At 59.6% G+C, this 18,519-nt stretch carries 18 protein-coding genes and 1 pseudogene; 10 read left to right on the top strand and 9 right to left on the bottom strand.

Annotation, left to right across the window (positions count from 1 at the left end; all coding sequences use genetic code 11):
* Positions 1-358 precede the first annotated feature (358 nt).
* On the top strand, positions 359-661 hold the full coding sequence (locus QCE63_RS17740; protein ID WP_309834773.1) for a TrbM/KikA/MpfK family conjugal transfer protein: 303 nt from the start codon (positions 359-361) through the stop codon (positions 659-661).
* Between the two features lie 174 nt (positions 662-835).
* Here the strand turns inward: QCE63_RS17740 and QCE63_RS17735 are convergent, their stop codons facing one another.
* Positions 836-1,285 carry a hypothetical protein gene (locus QCE63_RS17735; RefSeq protein ID WP_309834772.1) on the bottom strand — a complete coding sequence of 150 codons (450 nt, stop codon included), beginning with the start codon at positions 1,283-1,285 and terminating at the stop codon, positions 836-838.
* A gap of 353 nt (positions 1,286-1,638) precedes the next feature.
* Between QCE63_RS17735 and QCE63_RS17725 the strand changes: the two genes are divergently transcribed.
* Positions 1,639-1,896, top strand: coding sequence for a DUF6429 family protein (locus QCE63_RS17725; RefSeq protein ID WP_309834771.1), 258 nt, complete (start codon positions 1,639-1,641; stop codon positions 1,894-1,896).
* Between the two features lie 128 nt (positions 1,897-2,024).
* Here QCE63_RS17725 and QCE63_RS17720 read toward each other — a convergent pair whose 3' ends face one another.
* The 5 genes from QCE63_RS17720 to QCE63_RS17700 form a co-directional block, all read right to left on the bottom strand.
* Entirely contained in the window at positions 2,025-2,456 is a 432-nt protein-coding gene (locus QCE63_RS17720; RefSeq protein WP_309834769.1) for a hypothetical protein, read from the bottom strand.
* A gap of 71 nt (positions 2,457-2,527) precedes the next feature.
* Positions 2,528-3,442 carry a zincin-like metallopeptidase domain-containing protein gene (locus tag QCE63_RS17715; RefSeq protein ID WP_309834767.1) on the bottom strand — a complete coding sequence of 305 codons (915 nt, stop codon included), beginning with the start codon at positions 3,440-3,442 and terminating at the stop codon, positions 2,528-2,530.
* A gap of 635 nt (positions 3,443-4,077) precedes the next feature.
* Positions 4,078-4,461 (bottom strand): GNAT family N-acetyltransferase, encoded by a 384-nt coding sequence (locus QCE63_RS17710; protein WP_309834766.1) that lies wholly within the window; start codon positions 4,459-4,461, stop codon positions 4,078-4,080.
* A gap of 128 nt (positions 4,462-4,589) precedes the next feature.
* A complete protein-coding gene (locus QCE63_RS17705) occupies positions 4,590-4,904 on the bottom strand; it encodes a DUF1778 domain-containing protein (protein WP_309834765.1) in 315 nt (104 codons plus the stop codon).
* Positions 4,905-5,516: 612 nt separating this feature from the next.
* On the bottom strand, positions 5,517-6,374 hold the full coding sequence (locus QCE63_RS17700; protein ID WP_309834764.1) for a replication initiation protein: 858 nt from the start codon (positions 6,372-6,374) through the stop codon (positions 5,517-5,519).
* Positions 6,375-7,605: 1,231 nt separating this feature from the next.
* On the opposite strand from QCE63_RS17700, the gene QCE63_RS17695 reads away from it, so the two are divergent.
* The 4 genes and pseudogenes from QCE63_RS17695 to QCE63_RS17680 all read left to right on the top strand — a co-directional run bounded on the left by QCE63_RS17695 (position 7,606) and on the right by QCE63_RS17680 (position 12,055).
* The gene (locus QCE63_RS17695) at positions 7,606-8,802 is read left to right on the top strand and encodes an AAA family ATPase (protein WP_309834763.1); all 1,197 of its coding nucleotides are present in this window, start codon (positions 7,606-7,608) and stop codon (positions 8,800-8,802) included.
* On the top strand, positions 8,799-9,842 hold the full coding sequence (locus tag QCE63_RS17690) for a ParB/RepB/Spo0J family partition protein (RefSeq protein WP_309834762.1): 1,044 nt from the start codon (positions 8,799-8,801) through the stop codon (positions 9,840-9,842). The genes QCE63_RS17695 and QCE63_RS17690 overlap by 4 nt, the downstream gene beginning before the upstream one ends.
* Positions 9,843-10,470: 628 nt before the next feature.
* Positions 10,471-10,743 (top strand): annotated as a pseudogene (locus tag QCE63_RS17685) (IS110 family transposase); the annotation flags it as partial.
* A gap of 1,108 nt (positions 10,744-11,851) precedes the next feature.
* Positions 11,852-12,055: a cold-shock protein gene (locus QCE63_RS17680; protein ID WP_309834759.1), complete on the top strand. Its 204-nt coding sequence runs from the start codon at positions 11,852-11,854 to the stop codon at positions 12,053-12,055.
* A 40-nt stretch (positions 12,056-12,095) separates the two neighbouring features.
* Here QCE63_RS17680 and QCE63_RS17675 read toward each other — a convergent pair whose 3' ends face one another.
* Entirely contained in the window at positions 12,096-12,356 is a 261-nt protein-coding gene (locus tag QCE63_RS17675; protein WP_309834757.1) for a hypothetical protein, read from the bottom strand.
* Between the two features lie 630 nt (positions 12,357-12,986).
* Here QCE63_RS17675 and QCE63_RS17670 point away from each other — a divergent pair.
* The 3 genes from QCE63_RS17670 to QCE63_RS17660 all read left to right on the top strand — a co-directional run bounded on the left by QCE63_RS17670 (position 12,987) and on the right by QCE63_RS17660 (position 16,050).
* On the top strand, positions 12,987-13,241 hold the full coding sequence (locus QCE63_RS17670) for a type II toxin-antitoxin system Phd/YefM family antitoxin (protein WP_309834755.1): 255 nt from the start codon (positions 12,987-12,989) through the stop codon (positions 13,239-13,241).
* Entirely contained in the window at positions 13,232-13,675 is a 444-nt protein-coding gene (locus QCE63_RS17665) for a type II toxin-antitoxin system VapC family toxin (RefSeq protein ID WP_309834753.1), read from the top strand. Before QCE63_RS17670 ends, QCE63_RS17665 begins: the two co-directional genes overlap by 10 nt.
* A gap of 398 nt (positions 13,676-14,073) precedes the next feature.
* The gene (locus QCE63_RS17660) at positions 14,074-16,050 is read left to right on the top strand and encodes a phage integrase family protein (protein WP_309834752.1); all 1,977 of its coding nucleotides are present in this window, start codon (positions 14,074-14,076) and stop codon (positions 16,048-16,050) included.
* 55 nt (positions 16,051-16,105) lie between these two features.
* On the opposite strand, the gene QCE63_RS17655 is transcribed toward QCE63_RS17660, so the two are convergent.
* Positions 16,106-16,477 (bottom strand): response regulator, encoded by a 372-nt coding sequence (locus QCE63_RS17655; RefSeq protein WP_309834750.1) that lies wholly within the window; start codon positions 16,475-16,477, stop codon positions 16,106-16,108.
* A 384-nt stretch (positions 16,478-16,861) separates the two neighbouring features.
* Here QCE63_RS17655 and QCE63_RS17650 point away from each other — a divergent pair, with 384 nt between their 5' ends.
* Entirely contained in the window at positions 16,862-18,028 is a 1,167-nt protein-coding gene (locus tag QCE63_RS17650) for a sensor histidine kinase (protein WP_309835481.1), read from the top strand.
* On the opposite strand, the gene QCE63_RS36870 is transcribed toward QCE63_RS17650, so the two are convergent.
* The gene (locus QCE63_RS36870; RefSeq protein WP_404990143.1) at positions 17,919-18,311 is read right to left on the bottom strand and encodes a TniB family NTP-binding protein; all 393 of its coding nucleotides are present in this window, start codon (positions 18,309-18,311) and stop codon (positions 17,919-17,921) included. The two genes, QCE63_RS17650 and QCE63_RS36870, sit on opposite strands and share 110 nt — an antisense overlap.
* Positions 18,312-18,519: the final 208 nt, after the last annotated feature.

The following is an 18,519-nucleotide window of genomic DNA, read 5'->3' as shown; positions in this document are numbered from 1 at the left end:
CCATTCGCCATTCGAGGTCTTCGCTGCAACACTTGCCTCAGCGAGCCAACCTCAAAGAGCTAAACATTAACCGCCGTTGCACTTCGGTTTGAAACCGCCGTCGCCTGTTGCTCGATACAGCGTGGTTTTTTATCGGGGGCGGTCTTCGGTTATTCGGCCGCTATATGCGATTCGCATTAACCTGTGCTTTCCTGGTGTCGCTCCTCGCCCTCGGCGTTGAGTTTATTCATCATTGGTCCAATCCCAGGAATGCAATCATCGCGGTCATCGCCGCGATTGCGACGTTGGGCCTGCGTGAAGTGTTGTACCGACTGGAATGCCGTGCGTACGATGATCCGCCTCTTTGGAGATAATGCTCATGAAGAAAGCCCTCTCAGTTGTCCTTACGGTCTTGCTTGGTGTATCCGTGACGGAACTCGCATCGGCTTCATCATGCGACTCGCTCATGTGCATGGCTGGCAAGGTACAGGGCCAATCAGGCGGCGGCGGCTGCGATCAGCCCATCAAGGATTTCTTTTCCATCAAGCGCTACCATCACGGCCACCTCGATCTCGGTCCGACGAGTGATGCGCGTCGGCAGTTTCTCGATCAGTGTCCTGGCTCGCAGCAAAATGCGAGCAGCATTGACGGGATCATCAGCCAGTTCGGCACGATCGAATGATTGGTAATAATAATACTCCTGGAACTGCAACTGTGTACAGGATGAAATTCTCAATTTCAACCTTGCATGGCATGCGCGAAAGTCGAACTTTGAAAAATTCGACGCCAACAAAAAGGGAGAGAAGTTGCCTTCTCTCCCTTTTTTTGCTGCATCGGCTATAGAGCCTGGCTCCCTTCAGAACGCGACCTCCCCGTCACCGACCGGCGCGTCTAAGCGCGGCGGCACGACATCGAGCGCGATTCGGACCGAATTGTCCGCATTACGCACGCGCCGGCCATACACGATCAAACGCGGTGCTTCGTTCCACTCTTCCTGTGAATGCTCGTCGCGCACGTCAGGACTAAGAGTCAGGACGACCAGGTACCCGGAATAATCCGGGGACTTGATCCCCTTCTTTTCCTCGTTGCGAAACAGGCGCCCCGAGTAATGCACCTGCCCTTTCGCGCCGACCGACAGGTCGAGATACCGCTTTTCGGACTCCTTCGCATCCTTGAGAAAGGCTGACAACGGAACCGATTCACCATCGAGCTTGATAAACCCCGTAAAGAGTGGACCATTCTCGCGGGCGTGTTCCTCGTCGACGGGGAACAAGACAGCGGTGGTACGGCTGGTTTCGGTCAACATGATGAACCTCCTTCGAAGTGAAAAAGGCCATCCGGGAGCGTCGAGGGACGATCCACGGATGGCGGGGATCGTCTCTCGACATGGCAAAGGTAGGACAAAAGAAAGAAATATTCAAGAAAGGCTTTCATGTACGCTGGAATGGCTGCCGTCTATCAGGCGGTTTTCCGTTTTCAAGGTTCGCCCGCCATTCGCGCTTTCCTGTTCACCTCGCGCCGACATCCGCGTCGAGGCTCAATCAGGTCGAACCTTGGTTTGCTACTCAGGACGTTCGTCTGGACCCAATCGGCCAATGAAATTCCTTCCAGCCTCGAACGGTTCTGCGTGCGGGTCCAAAGAGTTTCGGAATGAACGCCATGAACATCGACACTGCTGCCATCGACGATGCCGTCCTCGCGCTGCTGTACCTGACCTTGCATGACCACAACCGCGCGTGGAAGAGTTTTGATTGGGATGCCCTTAACCGACTTTATGAACGCGGTCTCATCGGGGACCCCGTCAACAAAGCGAAATCCGTGATCCTCACTGAGGAGGGGGTGCGCGAATCCGAACGTCTCTTCAAGCAGCACTTCGCCACCACTGGGCGGGAGCCCAGGAACGAAACCAATTTATAACCCACGACACTTGTGAGTCGCCTGGCTGGCCGCATGGAAAGCTCGCGTCACCCGTCGGCGGGGCCTTTCTACCTCCTTCTACAAAGTCGGTGTGGCTGCGGAACCGATTCGGCGAACGGCTCTTGGATTCAGTGCTCGCCGTTTGCCGCGGTAATAACGGCCTTCGCGACATGACAGGCGGCGGAAAGCCGCTCGACGAGATGTTCGCTTCGGCCGTTGGGGCAGGCCAGCGCGCGTACGAGATCGTCGGAGCGCGCGACCAGTTTCTGCAGACTTTCGAGCATGGCCGGGGAGGCTTCGCAGAGCAGCCAGGCCGGGCGGCCGCCGTAACGCATGAAAGCCCCGTCGAGGGTGAGGCCCTCCGCAATGCTCCGCCCGTCATCGTCAGTGATTGAGACAATGCGCGCGCAAGCGGCGCTGCTGCGGTCGCGCTCGGTGCAGATTTCCACGGGATCGCGATGCCTGGCCACGGCGATCGCTTCGGCCGCCGTCGGCGCTTCGATCAGGGTCCTGCCGTAGTGCGGGACATTGACGGCATACACAACGGTGAAGTTGCTCACGAGTCCATCTCCTTATTTCGAAAAAGCGGTCCTCGGCCTGGAGCGATGCACCCAGGCCTTCAGCAATGTGTTCACGCGGCTTGTTGTTCCTCTTCGCCTTGCAGGGAAAACAGGAACTCGCAGGCTTTTTGCGCTTGGCTCGCGGCCGTGAAAATTGCCTTCTTGTCGCCCTTCAGAACCTTGAGCCAGTGGTCGAGGTACGCGGCGTGGTCTTCACGGACTTCCGGAGCGAGGCCCAGCTGCGCGCATAGAAAAGCGGCGCCCATCTCGGCGATCAGTTCTTCGGCGGCGTACGCGTCGTCGCCGAAACGCTTGCCCAGCTGGCGGTCGAGGCGGGTCTGGTGGCTGGTCCAGTGGGTGATCTCGTGCGCCTTGGTGGCGGCGTAGCTTTCCGCCGTATCGAATGACTCGGGGATGGGCAGTTGCACGATGTCCTGCGCGGGGGCGTAGTACGCCTTGTTGCCGCCGTGACGGATGACAGCGCCGGTCTTGGCAAAGAAGGTTTCTGCATGCTTGATCAGCTTGAGCGGTCCGCTTTCGACGGGCGCCGGTTCTGTGCGGTATTCCGCGGCCAGGTTCTCGATCTGGTCGACGTTGAACACGGTGTAGCCCTTCATAAAAGGGATCTCGCGTTCGATCTCGTCGCCTTTGTCGTCGGTGTCGGTCTTGGTGACTTTGTTGGCGTAGACCACGAGGGTTCCATGCTCGCCTTTACGGACGTTCGCGCCGAGCGCCTGCGCTTGCTTGAACGTCATCCAACGATTGGAGTGGAAGCTTTTCTCGAGCTGCTCGCCCCAGAGAAGCAGAATGTTGATGCCTTGGTAGGGGGTGCCGTTGTGACGCACGGGAAGAGTGATCCGGCCGCCGGCGTTGCCTGCTTTCCAGGGCTTGACCCATGGCCTGACGCCCTGCTCCAGGTCGGCAATGATCTTGTCTGTGACTCGGCTGTAGACGTCAGGGAGAGGGGTCTTCGTTTGGACTTTCATGGTCTTTCCTTTAGGTCTCGGGGTGGATGTGCTGGGTTGCGCACATGCACCCGACGACCGTCGGGCGACGACCGGGGAGGCAAGCTGCAAGGGCTGGACGCGGGGAGGGGGATCACCCGGGATTTTTTCAGCGCTTTATCGAAAAAATCTTGGGGATACCCCGCGGCCAGGGCGAAGCCATTCCCTTGCAGCGCGCCAGGGGCAGCGACCCTTAGCTCGTCTCGTCTGACTGTGCTTCTGACCTTGCGAAAGGGATCGTTACCGAAAGGCCGGGACGGGTTTTCGGCCCGGTGAGCGTCAGCGAATAGAGCGCGGTCCGACGTAAGGAGGATTCGCCCGGTTGAGTGCGACCAAGACTCTGAGATGAAGACCGGCTGCCGTATCGCCGGGCGATGCGGGCAAGCCCAGTCTGGTTCTTGCCCAATTGGGGGAAGCCTTCGCCACTGAAGAGTAGGCGCGAGCCGACGCCGCCCATTGGATGCGGGCGGTCCGACAATCATGGGCCGCGGCATCGCCGTCGAAATCGACGCCTTCTACCGAACCTCGGATGGTCACTGCAGTATCTCCCGCGCCCCAGCGGATTTAATCCACCTAGGCGAGCGACTGCGAGCTAAGGTCCAGGTGAATTTGGGCCGCTATCCGGTAAAGAGCTGGCCGATAGTCGCCATCGGCAAAAACAGACGCCGCTCTTGATCGGGAAACGCGAGAAAGTCGAAGGCTTCGTAAAACGTCCGCGCGCTTTCATCGATCGCATCGACGATGACTGCCATCGACGCGATCTGATGCGAAGCCAGCCAGCTGCGATACATGGCGTCTAGCAGCAGCCGTCTGCCATGTCCGGCGCCACAGTGACGGGCATCGACCGCCAATCGGCCCAACAGGGTCACTGGCATCTGCGGGTAGCGCGGAAGCCGCTTGGCAATCTCAGGCGGCCAGGCGTCGTGATCGACGCTCGCCGAAGACAGGGTGTAGTAACCGATGACGTTAGGAGCAGGTGGCTCCGTCAGAACGAAGGACATGGCAACATGTCGCCGGCCTTCCTGTCCCGCCTGGTGCTGCAGATAGCGGTCCAGTTCCTCCGTCCTGCATCGAAACGCAGCCCGCTCGTGCGCCTTTCCAAGCGGATCGATCCGGTAACCCGACGCCGTCAAGTTGTGCCCATTTCTTTGAGATAGGCGGCAGCGGCGGCTCGCAAGCGCTCCGAAGGCCTCGGCGGATTCAACAGCGCATCGATAAAAGTTTCGCGGTCGCGATCAGAAAGGCGGACCGCCTCATGCTCCCGGATGGTCTTATGGGCGGCCTCTTCCGCGCTTGCGAGCACGAATGCCGTCACCGTGCGTCCCTGCAGCGCTGCGGCGCGTTCAAGCAGTTCCTTCTGATCTGCGGTGAGACGCGCATCGATGCGGTCGTTGCGCGGTGCTTTCAACGGTTTGGCGCCATTTTGGGGATGTATCGGCAGCATGATTGGCCTCCTTGCTTCCATAATGTACGGTTTTTTACCGTACATATCAAGGTTTGCGACGACATCGTCAACCTACACCCGCGTGAGACTTCCGAGACTCCAGAGCGCAACCGCTGCTGCGCCTGAAGCACCGCAGAAGACGCGCGTTCGGTTGCTTAGGGTTTGGGTTGGATGTTGTGAAGCGACGTAGATCAGCATGGCAGGGTTGCAGACGCTGGCTGAACGGCCGCACGCTAGCGGCAGCTGACAGCCGCGGAGTTTCATCAGCTGATGATCGCGCTAACCGGCTAGCCGAAGGAAGCCGAGTCGTTCGCGCGCTGCGGCATTTCGCGATCGAGCTCATTCGGGACGTTCTACTCGCGTGATGAGGCGAACAGCGTGAACCATACACGCAGCGGGCTACGCTTGTCTTCGAAATGTGACAAATTCCGGCCTATCATGCCCTTGCTGAGAGCACCAAGAGCCCGATGGCGCGCGGCGGTATATCCATCAATGATTGGAAAATCCGTGCCATCAGGAGAAAAGTGACGTTTTCCGGCCCGCACGCTCAACGCTGGGCGCCGGGTACCAGATTCCTGGTAAAAGTGACGGATTACGGCCTGATAGATGGCGTCAGGCATCCGCCAGTCTTAGACGTCGTTGCGGATTTTCGATGAAGCTGAACTCTAAGGAGTACACCGCACGACCTCGCTTAATGCCCCTCCAATCGATAACCAAATCAGCTTTCTCGTTCAGCTCGCTGACAGCCATCTCAATCACGCGGCGTTTAATGTCGGCGAACCGGTAAGTCTCCGGAATCTCCAGTACCGCACGAAAGTCGTCGACCGTGATGAGCAGCGTGCCTCGATCCTTTTCCCGCATCAAAAGCTCAAGCAGACGCCACGAGTAGATCGACTGTAATCCCCGTGCAAATTCAAGCTGGTAGCTGACGAACCGGCGCTGCAGAAGAAAGATGTGAGGGGTCAAGTCCGGAGAAAAACAAATCTCCGCCCACCCCTCGCCATCGTGATAGGTGGCCTTCCAGACCCATCTCAGTTGCACCCTCTTCTTGCCGTCGACATATGTCAGCTTTCGCTCTAGCAAGCTCGCACATGCGTCTTTCATGCCCTGATATGCGGCGGCGGCTTGTTTCTCGCCGCTACGGGGCGCGAGTGCAGCTACTGCGGCAAACTCGTCTGCTTTGATTCTGACCGACACATAGCCATCCGCTTTGCCGTGTTGATACGGGGACTTACGGCTATCAATGCTGCGCAGCGCGGTCATCATCAGCCGTTTTTCATTCAGGGATAGACCATGCTGAGCGTTGACTAACGCACGGCTCATCGCCACCGTACCTCGAATTCGGCCATCGATCTCGAGAATATCATCGGGTGCAGCACCGAGCTCGATCGCCATTGACTCGATGACTTCAGCGGCGGTCTGGGAAGGAACGAGCGCTAAAGCGGCGGTCGCCTTTTCGGGAAGTTCCACGCTCTTTTCCATTTCAGCCCTTGGTGACTTCATTTTTGTACGCGGGTGCGCGTCACGCATTTTAAAAGGTGACGCGACTTTTGCAAGTCACCGTTGTGGATAACGGTCGGAAAAAGTCACGTGTAGGCCGGATGATGTCCATTCGAGGTCGGAAAGAGTCCACTGTGGGCCGCTTGACGTCACTGCCAGGCCGTTAGGTGTCACCTTTTAACATTGTCGGTATCGCGAAAACCCTTTCCTGGTAACGGGTTGCGGGAAGCGGGCCCGCGTTTACAAAAGGTTCTACAAAGGGGTTTACGAACTGTCTTATGAACTGTTTTACAAAAAGGCATTAAGAAAAATTCGTTGGTAAGCCTTCGGCCGCTGCTCTTGCCCTTTGATCAAGCATTCACAAGACGGCTCCTGCTTGAGGTGACCGTAAAAACAATGGGCCAGAATATGTCACTTTTCATTCAATCGTTGCCCGAAGCAAGCTGTGCGTGCCCGCTCAGACGTGCCAAGACCGCAATATGTCACCTTTCTTCGAGTACGAGTTCACTTAAGGCAGGCCGGAATCTGTCACCTTTCCGTTGTTTGCGCTGGCAAGGAACTTCTCGCTTTGAAAACGGGCCGTATTGCGTCACCTTTCGATCGCTCGATCAGTTCGCGATCGCGCTCAAAGTCGCACGTGATTGCGCTTGGCCTGGGCATCAATTGTACAAAGCGGTGCGAGCGACCATCCATCGCGCTTACGCATTCGCCGGCCATCCTCTTCTATGGATCGCGCCATATCGCGTTGTTGGAGAGACCTCGGATGCGGTCCCGGCGTGGTCAAGCGCAGTCCCGGCAGGGTCTCGACGTGCAGTCTTGCTCGCCTGTGTCGGAATGCACTCACAGTCCGCAGCGGTCGCGCGGGCAATCAATCACATGGCCATGGTGCAATCTGGGCTGCGCGGCATGTAGCAGCGGCCTACGCGCACCATCTTGGTATCGACCGGAGAGGGGTCCACCTGTTAGAGGCTGAGTCCATCGAATCTTATCGGCGCAAGCTGCTATACGTAAGGTGACGGAATGCGGCCCAAGAGAATTTTTCCTCCCCTTGCCCCTCCCTCCGATGTCGCTTCAGCGTTGCGTCAGCGCCGCGTTGTTCATAGTTTACTTGAAGTAAACCAGGCGCCTGGATATTCTCCCGGTTACCAGAACTTTTCAATAAAACCGGGATACATCCCAATAACCTGGATAAGGACGAACTGTGAATGCACCCGACCTCTCGCTGACGAGAATGCCCGAGGCCGAGGAGGAGGTCTCTGTCGATGATCTGGTCGAACTCTCGAGCCAAGCTGCCGACGTGCTCGACAAAATCCGCGACGCAATGCTTGAGCCTTATCCTCGCAAGAAGGCGCCCGCCTTCACTAGCGCAACTTTGGCCAATCTATGCGGTATCGATAAGCCGCGCGTGAAGTATCTCAGCGGCAAAGGCGATTTGCCGGTGGGCACGGCCACGGGTGCCGGCCGCGCCAAGGTCTTCACTTTGGAAGAGACCATAACTTGGATCAAGGCTACGTCGAAACGCACGACTCGCCCTGAAGGCGCACGAGCACGCGTAATCTCGATCGCCAACTTCAAAGGTGGCGTAACCAAGACAACCACGGCGGTTTCGGTTGCACAAGGGTTAACGTTGCTGGGACGCAAAGTTTTGCTAATTGACTGCGATCCGCAAGGCTCTACGACTCAGCTGTGTGGATATGCGCCGGAGACCGAAGTCACCGACGAATCGACTCTCCTTCCTCTGTTCTATGGCGAGGAGCCCGACGTACGGTTCGCCATCCGCGAGACATATTGGCATAACCTCGATCTCATCCCAGCCCGAATTGCGTTGTCGGACGCTGAATTTGAGGTGCCCGCGAAGCTACTGTCAGACCGGAAGTTCGAGTTCTGGAACATTCTCAACAAGGGGCTCAGGCCGGTCCTGCAGGACTATGACGTGGTTATCGTGGACACGCCACCGGCACTGAGCCAGTTGACGACGAACGCTCTGGTGGCGGCCGATGCGATCCTTCTGCCGTGCCCTCCTGAAGGCATGGACTTCGCCAGTTCTACCCAGTTCTGGCGCCTCTTCTCCGAGGTCGCCCGTCGATTGCCGAACGTCAAGGACGAGAAGCGCTACGACTTCGTCAAGGTCATCATGACGAAGGTGAAGAGCACTGAGCTTTCTCGCGTCGTCCAAGGATGGTTGCACAAGGCATACGGAGCGCGTGTTCTGCCCATCCTTTTGCCGGAATCAGGCATCCAAGTGAGCGCGGCAGCAATGCTCTCGACGATCTATGACGTATCCAAGTCGGAAGTGAACAGTTCATCGTACGCTCGCATACGCCAGCCCTTTGACCAATTGACCGAATATCTTGACAGCCAGCTCGTAAGGGCGTGGATGAAGGAGGTGGCTAAATGAGCATGGCAAAACGCATGGCCGAAAGGACGAGCAATATTCAAGCAGAATCGACCAAACGGGTACCCGTAGCCGATGTTCCGAGAACCTCGACAGGTCGTCTACTCGACGTTCAGCTGAGAGTGAACGAAGCGATCGATCGCGCCGAGAGTGCCGAAGCAAAAGCTGTGAATGCTGAGGCTGCTCGGCAAGCAGTCGAACAGTCCCTTGCTGACGCACGGAAACAACTCGAAGCGCTTGCGACGTCTTCATCGAGCGCGGCGAAGGATCTTGATATCAACACACTCGTTGAAGTAGAGGGACGTCGTCGGATGCTTTCCGCCGATGAGTACGCGGAGCTGCGCGCGAACCTCGCGGCAAGCGAGCTAATGCATCCGATCGTCTTCCGTCCTTTGGGAGATGGTCAGAATGAAATCATTTCTGGCCACAACCGTGTATCGATCTATCGCGAGCTTGGCCGTAGTCGAATTAAGGCCGTACCATTCACCGGCTCGAAAGCCGAAGCCGAAATGGGTGCGGCCTTTTCGAATCTATTAGCACCCTCGCTTCCTGACTTCGAAAAGTACCGGCAGTTCGTTCGCATGCGTGAACTTTCAGGACTGTCACAAACGGACATCATCCGATTGTCCGGCCTGACACAAGGCCACGTCGCCCGTATCTTCTCGTTCGCAAATCTTCCGGCGGAAGCAAGGGAATTAATCTCAAAGAACCCACACTGTCTCGGCGGCAATGCGGCCCAAAAGCTAGCGATGCTGTCGGAACAGGGACACGTCGCGATGGTCATCGATGCCGTCAAAAAGTTAGTTGAGGATCCGACGCTCACGCAAGAGAAGGCGATCGCGCTTGCATCGCCGAAGGCGCAAAAGGCCCCGGCGCCTCAGGTTCAGACGTTCAATCGAGGTAAGCGCAAGATATGCGATATGTCGGTGCGCAGCGGCGTAATAGCGCTGCGCTTCAGTGGCAAACAGGGGGAGACTGTAGCAAGCGAATGGAGCGAAAAGATCGCTGAATACATCCGATCCCATCTGCTCGCTGACGAGTGACATTCTTTGTGAATGTCATTATTAATCAGTAAGTTGGAGAGATGCCTGTTTGCCGCCGCAAATAACATTCTTTTAGAATGTTATTTGAAAACAAAGACTTACCGAAAAGCGGTCTGGATGATTTTAAGGCCGCTCTTCAGGTGCGGACATCGCAGATATCCGCTGCGCGCTCGCGCGGTGCTTGTCGCCCTGCCCGCACTTTTCGACGCTGCCAAGCCGTTCGTCACGATCTTTCGCTGGTCGTAGAACGCGCTGCAATCCAGTTACGCATACCAAAAAGTCCAGCCAGATCGTCGAGACTCCGGTAGAAGGTCCACATGGATCGCCCGTTGACCGAAGTCTCGCTACGTCGAAACTCTTCACCTCAAGGAATACGGAGCCGCCCTACTCGGCCTCGCGTTGAGCCTAGGCGTGCACGATTCCAACGTCTGCCGATGTGGCAGACGGGTGCTGAAGTGAAAACAGTCTAGGCAAACGCGCCGACGATATATAGACAGTATGACTTTCACGGCGCACGGGGCTGACCTGCCGCGCGGAGATGAAACGCGGGTTAGCAACGAGTGCCAGAGCCGCAGGAGTATGGTCTAAGCCAATACTCAACGACATGTTTTCCGGCACGGAGGTCAGCGTGAAAAACGATAGCACGGTGTTTGTCGGTTTGGCCGTCCACAAGGATTCGATCGTGGTCGCGTATTCTGTCGGATTCGGAGAAGTAGAAGTCCTTGGCAAGATCGGGACGCGAGCGGCTGATATCGACCGATTGTGCAAGCGCATGCAATCCAAAGCATCCACTGTCGTATTCGTCTATGAGGCCGTGCCGTGCGGCTACGCTCTCTATCGCCAGTTGACCGCCAAAGGGTACCCCTGCATGGGTCTTAGTCCTCTCATTGTTCAAAAGAGATAAGGGGGAAGGTGCCGACGGATCTTAAATGTCTGCACGCTCCGGCTTTTCTTAGTTTTCAAACTCACTGATCTGCGAAGAGCATGGCCGAGCACGCTTGCGCGATCACTGCAGCGCCCCTGGTGCGCCAAGCGCGCGAAGTGGCCAACTTCAGGTAGTTCCAGGGTGCCTTCGACGACATCGCAGGGCGTTTGCCATCCGGCGTCGAACCCAGTGCGCAATCTCTGGACTTGACGCAACTCGAACGTCCCTGTCTGGATGCTCAAGCGGCAGGACGTCATCGGCTCCGCCAGGAAGCTCAGGCAGGGCGCGTGGCGCGTGAGCACACCGGGTGAGACTTTCATCGATAGGGATGGCCGGCGTCGGTTCGTAATCGGTGCCGATGGCGAATCGATGGCGATCTTTCAGCGTGGAGGAGGGCTTCGGTCGCCAGGTGGATGCAGCCGTTTGTCCACGCCTTGGCTATTGCCACCATTCGTCAGCCACCGCGCTGGATCTCGAACCATTTGACGCGCGCGACGTCGGGATACTCGTTCTCCTAAAGCGCGCAGGGATAGGCTCGATCGCGGCACAAGGCAGAGGCGTTTGGTTCGAATGAAAGCCTCGCGTCACTCGCGAGGCGTTTAGCACTGCAGGAGCCCGTGGCCGAATCGAGATTAGGGTAGGCGGAGGGGAGGCCTGTGCGCGCCGATCAACATGCGCAGGAGGAACTAGCGCACATTGAGCAGATGATCGCAGAGCTGGAGCGCGTCGCGCGCGCGCGATGGGCCGATGCGGGCATGCCGTCATGCTGCGAGAGTACTGGCAGCGGCGCATCGATGCGCTAATGGCAGCATCGAGACGATGCGCTGCCCTTGCGCGCCGAGCGTGCCTAGGGCTGCCCTTAAAGGGCGCCAGTGTGTGATCGTCCAAGCGACGGTCGCAGTACCAGCAACCTATCGGACAAACGCAACTACCGATCTCTATCGAAAAACACACTAATCAGACGTCCACTGGCGTTATCGAAAGGATGGCGCCGTTTGCTCAGTTGCGTTACTGGCGATGGCGGATCAAGATACGTTCGGCGTTCGCCAGGGCGACGCTGCTTTCAACTTTCAAGGTAAAAAAAATGGCAACCGGTACGGTCAAGTGGTTCAAGGACGACAAGGGTTTCGGCTTCATTACGCCCGATGGCGGCGGTGAGGATCTGTTCGCGCACTTCTCGGAAATCCAGTCGAATGGCTTCAAGACGCTGGCGGAAGGGCAGAAGGTGACTTTCGACGAAAAGATGGGCCCGAAAGGCAAGCAGGCCGCCAACATCAAGCCCGCGTAAGACGGAATCGCCACGGCAGTCCCAGCGCCTGCCGTGGCCCTCAGGCCGACAACGCTCTGAAGAGCGGTTCACGAGCCGGGAAGTGTCTGGGCCGGGCAAAACTGAGCGGATTCGTCGCCCGAAGCCGCCCGGTCAACCCTGATAACGACGAAAGGCCGAATTCATCAGGGCGGGGCGTGTCAACGGAATTCTCCACCCGTACGAACGACGCGGGTTCATCGTTGATCTTCTCGGCTGCCTGGTTGCTATCAGCCGACGCCATGTCGCGCTGGCCACGCCCGTTTTGCGCACGCAGGTTCATGCCAGGAACTGCTCGCGTTTGATGCGCGAAATGGCTTCAAGGATCTGATCCTTATGCTGTTGCATGATCCACAGGGTTTCGCGCATGGTGCGCAGCAGCGCGAGCGCCATGACGGTCTCACGGGGCCCCTTCGTCCATCGCCTGGATGCGCTCCTCCTGAGCCTGAATTCTGAGCGCGGCCTGCGCGATATGTGCATTCGCCAGGCGCAGGTGCCCTTCCTCTGCTTCAAGGTTCATCGTTTGCCCTCCGGAGCCCGACCACCTCGATTCAGCATAGGCGTTTCCCGTCCGAAAGAGCAAACAGGGACAAGCGCCAGGCGGCCTAGCGGCAGCCATTTAGACGCGAGGGAAGGCCCCCTGGCGCGGGTGATCGCCTGCATCGCTGGTTCGATGAACGAGCGCGAACCCGGTCAACCCGTCGACGGCGATTCCTCCAACAACCCGCAGCGTGCTGGCCGCCTTGACAAGGCATTTACGGCGGCATCGCCTTGTCTGCTAATTCTTATTAGCAGTGAAGGTTTTAATGGGTAAAATGCAGGGTATCCCGCTTTACGCCTCACATCAGCCCAAAAACCGGCCCTCGGCACCGATGAAATACGTAAAATACGTATTGCCTAGCCGGAGTCCATCATGCACACCATCACCGCCACCGACTTGGCGCGCCAGACGCGCCAAATCCTCGATGCCGTCGCCCGCGACGGCGAGACGGTCATCATTGAACGCAACCACACGCCGGTCGCGCGCCTGGTGCCGCCCGAGCCTGTCATGACCGCCGCCCAGGCGCTCGCCGGCCTGCCGACCCAATTCACGCTCCAGCAGGCCAAGGCCTGGCTCGACGAGAGCCGGGCGGAGTTCGATGACAGGGTGCGGGATCCATGGGCGTAACCCAGGCTGCAACCAGGGACGTCGGCGAGGGCGTGATCCTCGACACTTGTATCTGGGTCGCGCTCGCCGCGAAAACACTGGAGCGTCAGACGGTGATCGATCTGGCCGGTGAAGCGCCGGTCTTCATCTCGGTGATCTCGCTCGGCGAACTCGGCTTCGGCGTGCAGGCGTGTGCGAACCCGGCTGAGCGGGCAGGGCGCGCGGCGTACCTTCAACAGCTCGAGCGGCGGCCAATTCTCGAGGTGTCACGCCACACGGCAGCGGCGTTCGGTGTACTCGCAGCGGCGGTCAAACAGTCGGGTCGTTCGCCCCGGCCCCGCTACAACGACCTGTGGATCGCCGCGCAAGCCATCGAACACGGTTACGCGCTGATGACCTTGAATGGCGCTGACTTTGCTGACCTGCCGGGGCTGCACCTCGTCATTCCCGAGTAAGACCGTGGCGCCGAACGCTCTCACTATGGCCCCGCCGCTGATAGTCGAATGGTCACCGCGGCGACGGGCAAAGCGGCGCGTGCCGGCGTCGGCCTGCATGCGGGTGTGTTCGGGGCCGCTCGAGGCAGGCGCCGTCGTCAGCCAGCCGGAATGCCATGCCGTGGTCAGACGGATCTCGTCGCATGCCGCCCGTCGGCCGATGCTCGCGCCAACATCCGCGCTGCTGTCGTCGCGCTTGCCGCGCACCGGGACGGAGTGGTGTGCCCGGGGCAACACGAACACATACGAGACGCCGCCCCCGGATCGGCTCAGCATCTTTTCCCGGAAAGGCTCACCGCATCGAGCCAGGCGTTGGAACTCATTCAGGTTCGCGGCTTCGCCCTGGAGGCCGTCTCACCATGGCTAATCAACCGCAACAGCTCACGCTGCCGCCGCCGCGCACCTACACGCGCACCGACTTCACCGCGCTGCGCGCGTTCGTGCAGCGCCTGCCGGCGGCGACCATCGCGCGGCTGTACTACGATCCCGAGCGCTCGCCGCACGCGGCCAGTGCCGATGCGATGGAACGGTTTTTGGGCACGATGCGCGATGACCTGGTCCATCTGGCGCTCCTGCACGGCTCGTCGGTGCTGGCCGAGCACCTGAAGGCGTCGATCAAACAGCACGGCAGTGCGAAGCTCACCGCGATGACCTTGCGCATGGTCGAGCAGGCGTCGACGCTGGCAGCAGCCGTGCCGATGGCGAGTCACCCCGTACACCTGTGGTTTCGACCGCTGATCGCGCAGCGCTTGAGCGGCGAGGGGATCGGCACGCTCGGCGCGCTGATCGACTATTGCAATGCGCGCGGCGGCAGCTGGTGGCGGTCGGTGCCGAGAATCGGCGCATTGCGCGCACGGACGATCGTCGCGTGGCTGCGCCGGCATGAAGCGACGCTCGGCATGAAAGTCGCCGCCGACGTCGACACCGCTTCCCTGGTGCCCGCCGAAATTAGAGAGAGCGACGGCGAGGCCCGCGACCGCGTGCTCGTGATCGGCGGCGACCCGAGTGAACCGAGGCTGGCACCCTTTGAGCACCTCGCAGTGCCGGAAGAGTTGTCCGGCGGGGATGGGAACAACCGCGGGCTGAACCGAGCGACGAGTTTTGCGTTCATTCGAGCCGAGCATGATCTCGCTGCGGTCCACGCCTATTTGCACCGCTATCGCGATCGCCCGGCGACCTTGCGCGCCTACACGCGCGAACTTGAGCGGCTCATCCTGTGGAGCGTGGTGGTCCGGCGCAAAGCGCTGTCGGCGCTCGCCGTCGAGGACTGCGAGGCGTACAAGGATTTTTTGAAGGCACCGTTGTCGTCGTTCACCGGCTCGAAACGGCCGCGGACGAGCGGCCGGTGGCGGCCGTTCGCGCCCGAGGGGTTGTCGCCCGACAGCCAAGCGTATGCCGTACGCGTGCTGCGAGCCGCATTCGCCTGGCTGGTCGAGGTGCGCTATCTAGCGGGTAATCCGTGGAGCGCCGTCCATGAACCGGCGGTCGTCACACGTGAATTGTCGGTGCAGGTCGAGCGCGCGCTGCCGGCGAAACTATGGGCGCAGGTGCGCAAGGCACTCGACGTGCGGTGCGACAGTTTCGGCGCGGCCGAGTCGGACGCCGAGGACGCAGCCCGGCAGTGGCGCGCCGCGCGTGCCGCGATTTTGCTGATGGGCGATTCCGGGCTGCGGCGCGCGGAGGTCACGCTCGCGCGTCGTGAAGACTTGCGCATCGCCGAGACGAGCGAGGATCGTCGCGTACCGCGCGAGGCCGCGTCCGAACCGATACAACGAACGACGTCGCGAACGACGCCGACGAGCCCGACCGAACCCGGCCGCAAAAATTCAGTGGTGTGGACGCTGAGCATTATTGGCAAGCGTCGTAAGCAGCGCACGGTACCGGTCAGTGGCGCGACCGTCGCTGCGCTGCGGGCGCATTGGCACGATCGGGGCCGCAATTTTGATGCGGTTCAAACGCGCGGGCCCCTGATTGCCCCGCAGTGGATCCCGGCCACGCGCGCTGCGCTCGAGCGGCACGGCACTGAGGCGGAAGAAACGCCCTATACCGTCGATGCACTCGGTCGGCTCGTGCGCACGGCCGTGCAACGCTTGAGCGCTCAGACGGCCGCGCTGGCCGACTTCAGCACGGACGACCTGGTGCAACTCGCCAACACATCAGCGCACGCCTTCCGGCACACGTTCGGCACCCGCGCCGTCGCGCGGGAAATGCCAACGGATGTGGTGCAGGCGATCCTCGGCCACGCCTCGTTGCAGACCACCTCGATCTACGTACGGGCGGAGCGACGGCGCATGCTGGAGGCTGCGGCGCGCTACTACGCCGGCGACGAGGAATAGGGCGAATGCGAACTGCTTGGGGCGATGCGCGGCAATCCGATATCGGGCGGAGGGATCATGGCACGGCGGACGGCGCGACATGCTCGATCATATGGAACAGGCCGGGTAGCGAATGGCCTTTTCGGTAGAAAGCGTCAATTTCAACGGATTTGCCGCGCTCAATGACTTCCGCTTCAGCCAGCGAGGTGTAAGCGATGATGGGCACGATGGCAAACCGAGCCGAGCCGCGCATCGCCTCTGCGACCATGAAACCGTCGCAGTTCGGCATTTCAATGTCGAGAACAACAACATGCGGCGTCCATGCTTGCGGAGTCCGAAGGGCGGCCAAGCCGCCGTTCGCGATGCGGATGCGAAAGCCATAGGCGATGAGCGCTGCCGCAAGCGCCTCGGCGCTCAGTTGCTCATCGTCAACAATCAGCACCGCCACGGGCGGATGGACGGCATTGAACTGTCGGGTTGCCCATAAGCCGGGTATCGCAGGCGCGTCGCGTGGCATGACGGTAAATGACCAATGTTTTTCTCCGCGTCGCAAGCGGCATGCCGCTTCAGCCTTTAACGTTGTGATTGCTTATATCGACGCCGAGGGCGCGCAGCGACTTGTCTGCGTCGAGTTCGCCGCTTAGAAGCCGGGACCCGGGGCCGAACATCGTTGTGAGGAGTGAAGGGCGGCCCGCGCTATGGTCCACTCGCAACGCCCGTGGCAGCCCGGCTGTTTCTTATCGTGCGTGACCGCTTTGCGCGTAAGATGGGTACGCGGATCGAACCTATTGACCCCGTTTTGTGCTCTTTTTTAAGCAACGGCAGATGCAACATGCGCCTGGCTGACTTCATCTTGCGCGACATGGAGCCGATTCTGGCGCAATGGGAGGCGTTTGCGGCCACCCTCGCGCCAGCGGCGGCAACCATGGAATCAGCGGGGTTACGCGACCACGCACAGCAGATTCTCAGCGCCATCGCACAGGACTTGCGGACCTCGCAAACTAGGGAAGCCCAACGCAAAAAATCAGTGGGACGAGCCCCTGCCCTGATTGACGCGACTGAAACAGCCGCGCAGACGCATGCCCTGCTGAGAGCACGGGCCGGGTTTAATATCAACCAGATCGCCGCCGAATATCGCGCCCTCCGCGCAAGCGTGCTTCGTTTGTGGATGGACGACTGCGAGCCCGCCGCGCCCGAGCTGGACGACCTCGTTCGCTTTAATGAAGCGGTCGACCAGGCACTCGCCGAATCGGTCGCCTTTTTCAGTGTGCAGGTCGAGCAGAGTCGCAACCTCTTGCTCGGCATGCTGGGACACGACATGCGCAGCCCGCTGCAGGCGATTCAAGCGACTGCGTCATATCTGGCTGCACTGAATGCCGGAGCGCGCGTGTCGGAAGCCGCCGGTCGCCTGATACGCAGCGGGACCCGCATGCAATCGTTGCTTGATGATTTGACCGACTTCAATCGGACCAGACTGGGCTTGGGCATCAACGTCATCCCTACCGATATCAATCTGGCGGATACGCTTGCGGACGAACTGGACGAAATGCGCAATATTCATCCTGATCGGCAGATTGAGCTGCACATGAGTGGCAATTTACAAGGGTGCTGGGACGGTCGGCGCCTGCAGCAGTTGCTTGGGAATCTCGTACTCAATGCCATCAAGTATGGGGCACAAGACACGCCGGTGCGCGTGGTGGTGACGGGCGACGCAGCGCAGATCCATATCCGCGTCATGAATTGCGGTCCGGCCGTCGAACCCGCGACGCTTCAGCGAATCTTTGATCCCCTGTCGCGGGGAGAGGGCGCCCGGACCAGAGACGACAGAGCAGGCGGCCTCGGACTCGGTCTGTATATCGCGCGCGGAATCGCAGAGGCCCATCACGGTGTCATTGAAGTGCGATCCGACGACACCGAGACCTCGTTTTCAGTCTCACTCCCTCGTGCGGATCGGCGCCAAGATCAGTCGTTGAGGAGCCCTCGCATCGAGAATGAGTGACCCTGCGACGTCGGTTGTCACGAGCACGTGCTATGCCGAAAGCCGCCGGCCATCCGGCCTTTCCTTCCACGACAGCAGCGTGCGCGCGCTTGAACTTTGCGGTGATCTTCGTTTTGCCGATGTTCGAGTCGCCGTGGATGAGCAGGCATGGCATGCGGTCGCGCCGCGGCGTTTCATGAAGGCGTTCAAGCACCTGCAGCGCTTCGGTCGCACGGGGATAGTCGATCCACGTGCGTGCTTTCTGAGCGCCCTGCGCCTGGTGATATTGAAAAGGGAAGCTCATGTTGAGATTCGCTATTTCCCCTAATGGGAGCATTAATTCAGCTAATGTGGGTCACATGAGCGATTTTTTCGCCCATGCGAGCTCGGCGCTCCAAGGCTCAGCCAAGATATGCCGCCGCTAACAGGCCAGAGACCTTGTGTGGCAGGGGTTTCATGGCACATGGTCTTTGGTTCCGCCATCATCGCCACATTAGCGAAATTAGCGAACA

The organism is Caballeronia sp. LZ065 (genome assembly GCF_031450975.1).
GTDB lineage: Bacteria > Pseudomonadota > Gammaproteobacteria > Burkholderiales > Burkholderiaceae > Caballeronia.
This window is presented reverse-complemented; position numbering and strand designations above follow the sequence as displayed.

Excerpts from the sequence above, each read along its gene's own strand:
- QCE63_RS17740 (WP_309834773.1), top strand. The coding sequence starts at position 359 with ATGAAGAAAGCCCTCTCAGTTGTCCTTACGGTCTTGCTTGGTGTATCC.
- QCE63_RS17735 (WP_309834772.1), bottom strand. The coding sequence starts at position 1,285 with ATGTTGACCGAAACCAGCCGTACCACCGCTGTCTTGTTCCCCGTCGAC.
- QCE63_RS17725 (WP_309834771.1), top strand. The coding sequence starts at position 1,639 with ATGAACATCGACACTGCTGCCATCGACGATGCCGTCCTCGCGCTGCTG.
- QCE63_RS17715 (WP_309834767.1), bottom strand. The coding sequence starts at position 3,442 with ATGAAAGTCCAAACGAAGACCCCTCTCCCTGACGTCTACAGCCGAGTC.
- QCE63_RS17710 (WP_309834766.1), bottom strand. The coding sequence starts at position 4,461 with ATGTCCTTCGTTCTGACGGAGCCACCTGCTCCTAACGTCATCGGTTAC.
- QCE63_RS17705 (WP_309834765.1), bottom strand. The coding sequence starts at position 4,904 with ATGCTGCCGATACATCCCCAAAATGGCGCCAAACCGTTGAAAGCACCG.
- QCE63_RS17690 (WP_309834762.1), top strand. The coding sequence starts at position 8,799 with ATGAGCATGGCAAAACGCATGGCCGAAAGGACGAGCAATATTCAAGCA.
- QCE63_RS17680 (WP_309834759.1), top strand. The coding sequence starts at position 11,852 with ATGGCAACCGGTACGGTCAAGTGGTTCAAGGACGACAAGGGTTTCGGC.
- QCE63_RS17675 (WP_309834757.1), bottom strand. The coding sequence starts at position 12,356 with ATGAACCTGCGTGCGCAAAACGGGCGTGGCCAGCGCGACATGGCGTCG.
- QCE63_RS17670 (WP_309834755.1), top strand. The coding sequence starts at position 12,987 with ATGCACACCATCACCGCCACCGACTTGGCGCGCCAGACGCGCCAAATC.
- QCE63_RS17665 (WP_309834753.1), top strand. The coding sequence starts at position 13,232 with ATGGGCGTAACCCAGGCTGCAACCAGGGACGTCGGCGAGGGCGTGATC.
- QCE63_RS17660 (WP_309834752.1), top strand. The coding sequence starts at position 14,074 with ATGGCTAATCAACCGCAACAGCTCACGCTGCCGCCGCCGCGCACCTAC.
- QCE63_RS17650 (WP_309835481.1), top strand. The coding sequence starts at position 16,862 with ATGCGCCTGGCTGACTTCATCTTGCGCGACATGGAGCCGATTCTGGCG.
- QCE63_RS36870 (WP_404990143.1), bottom strand. The coding sequence starts at position 18,311 with ATGAGCTTCCCTTTTCAATATCACCAGGCGCAGGGCGCTCAGAAAGCA.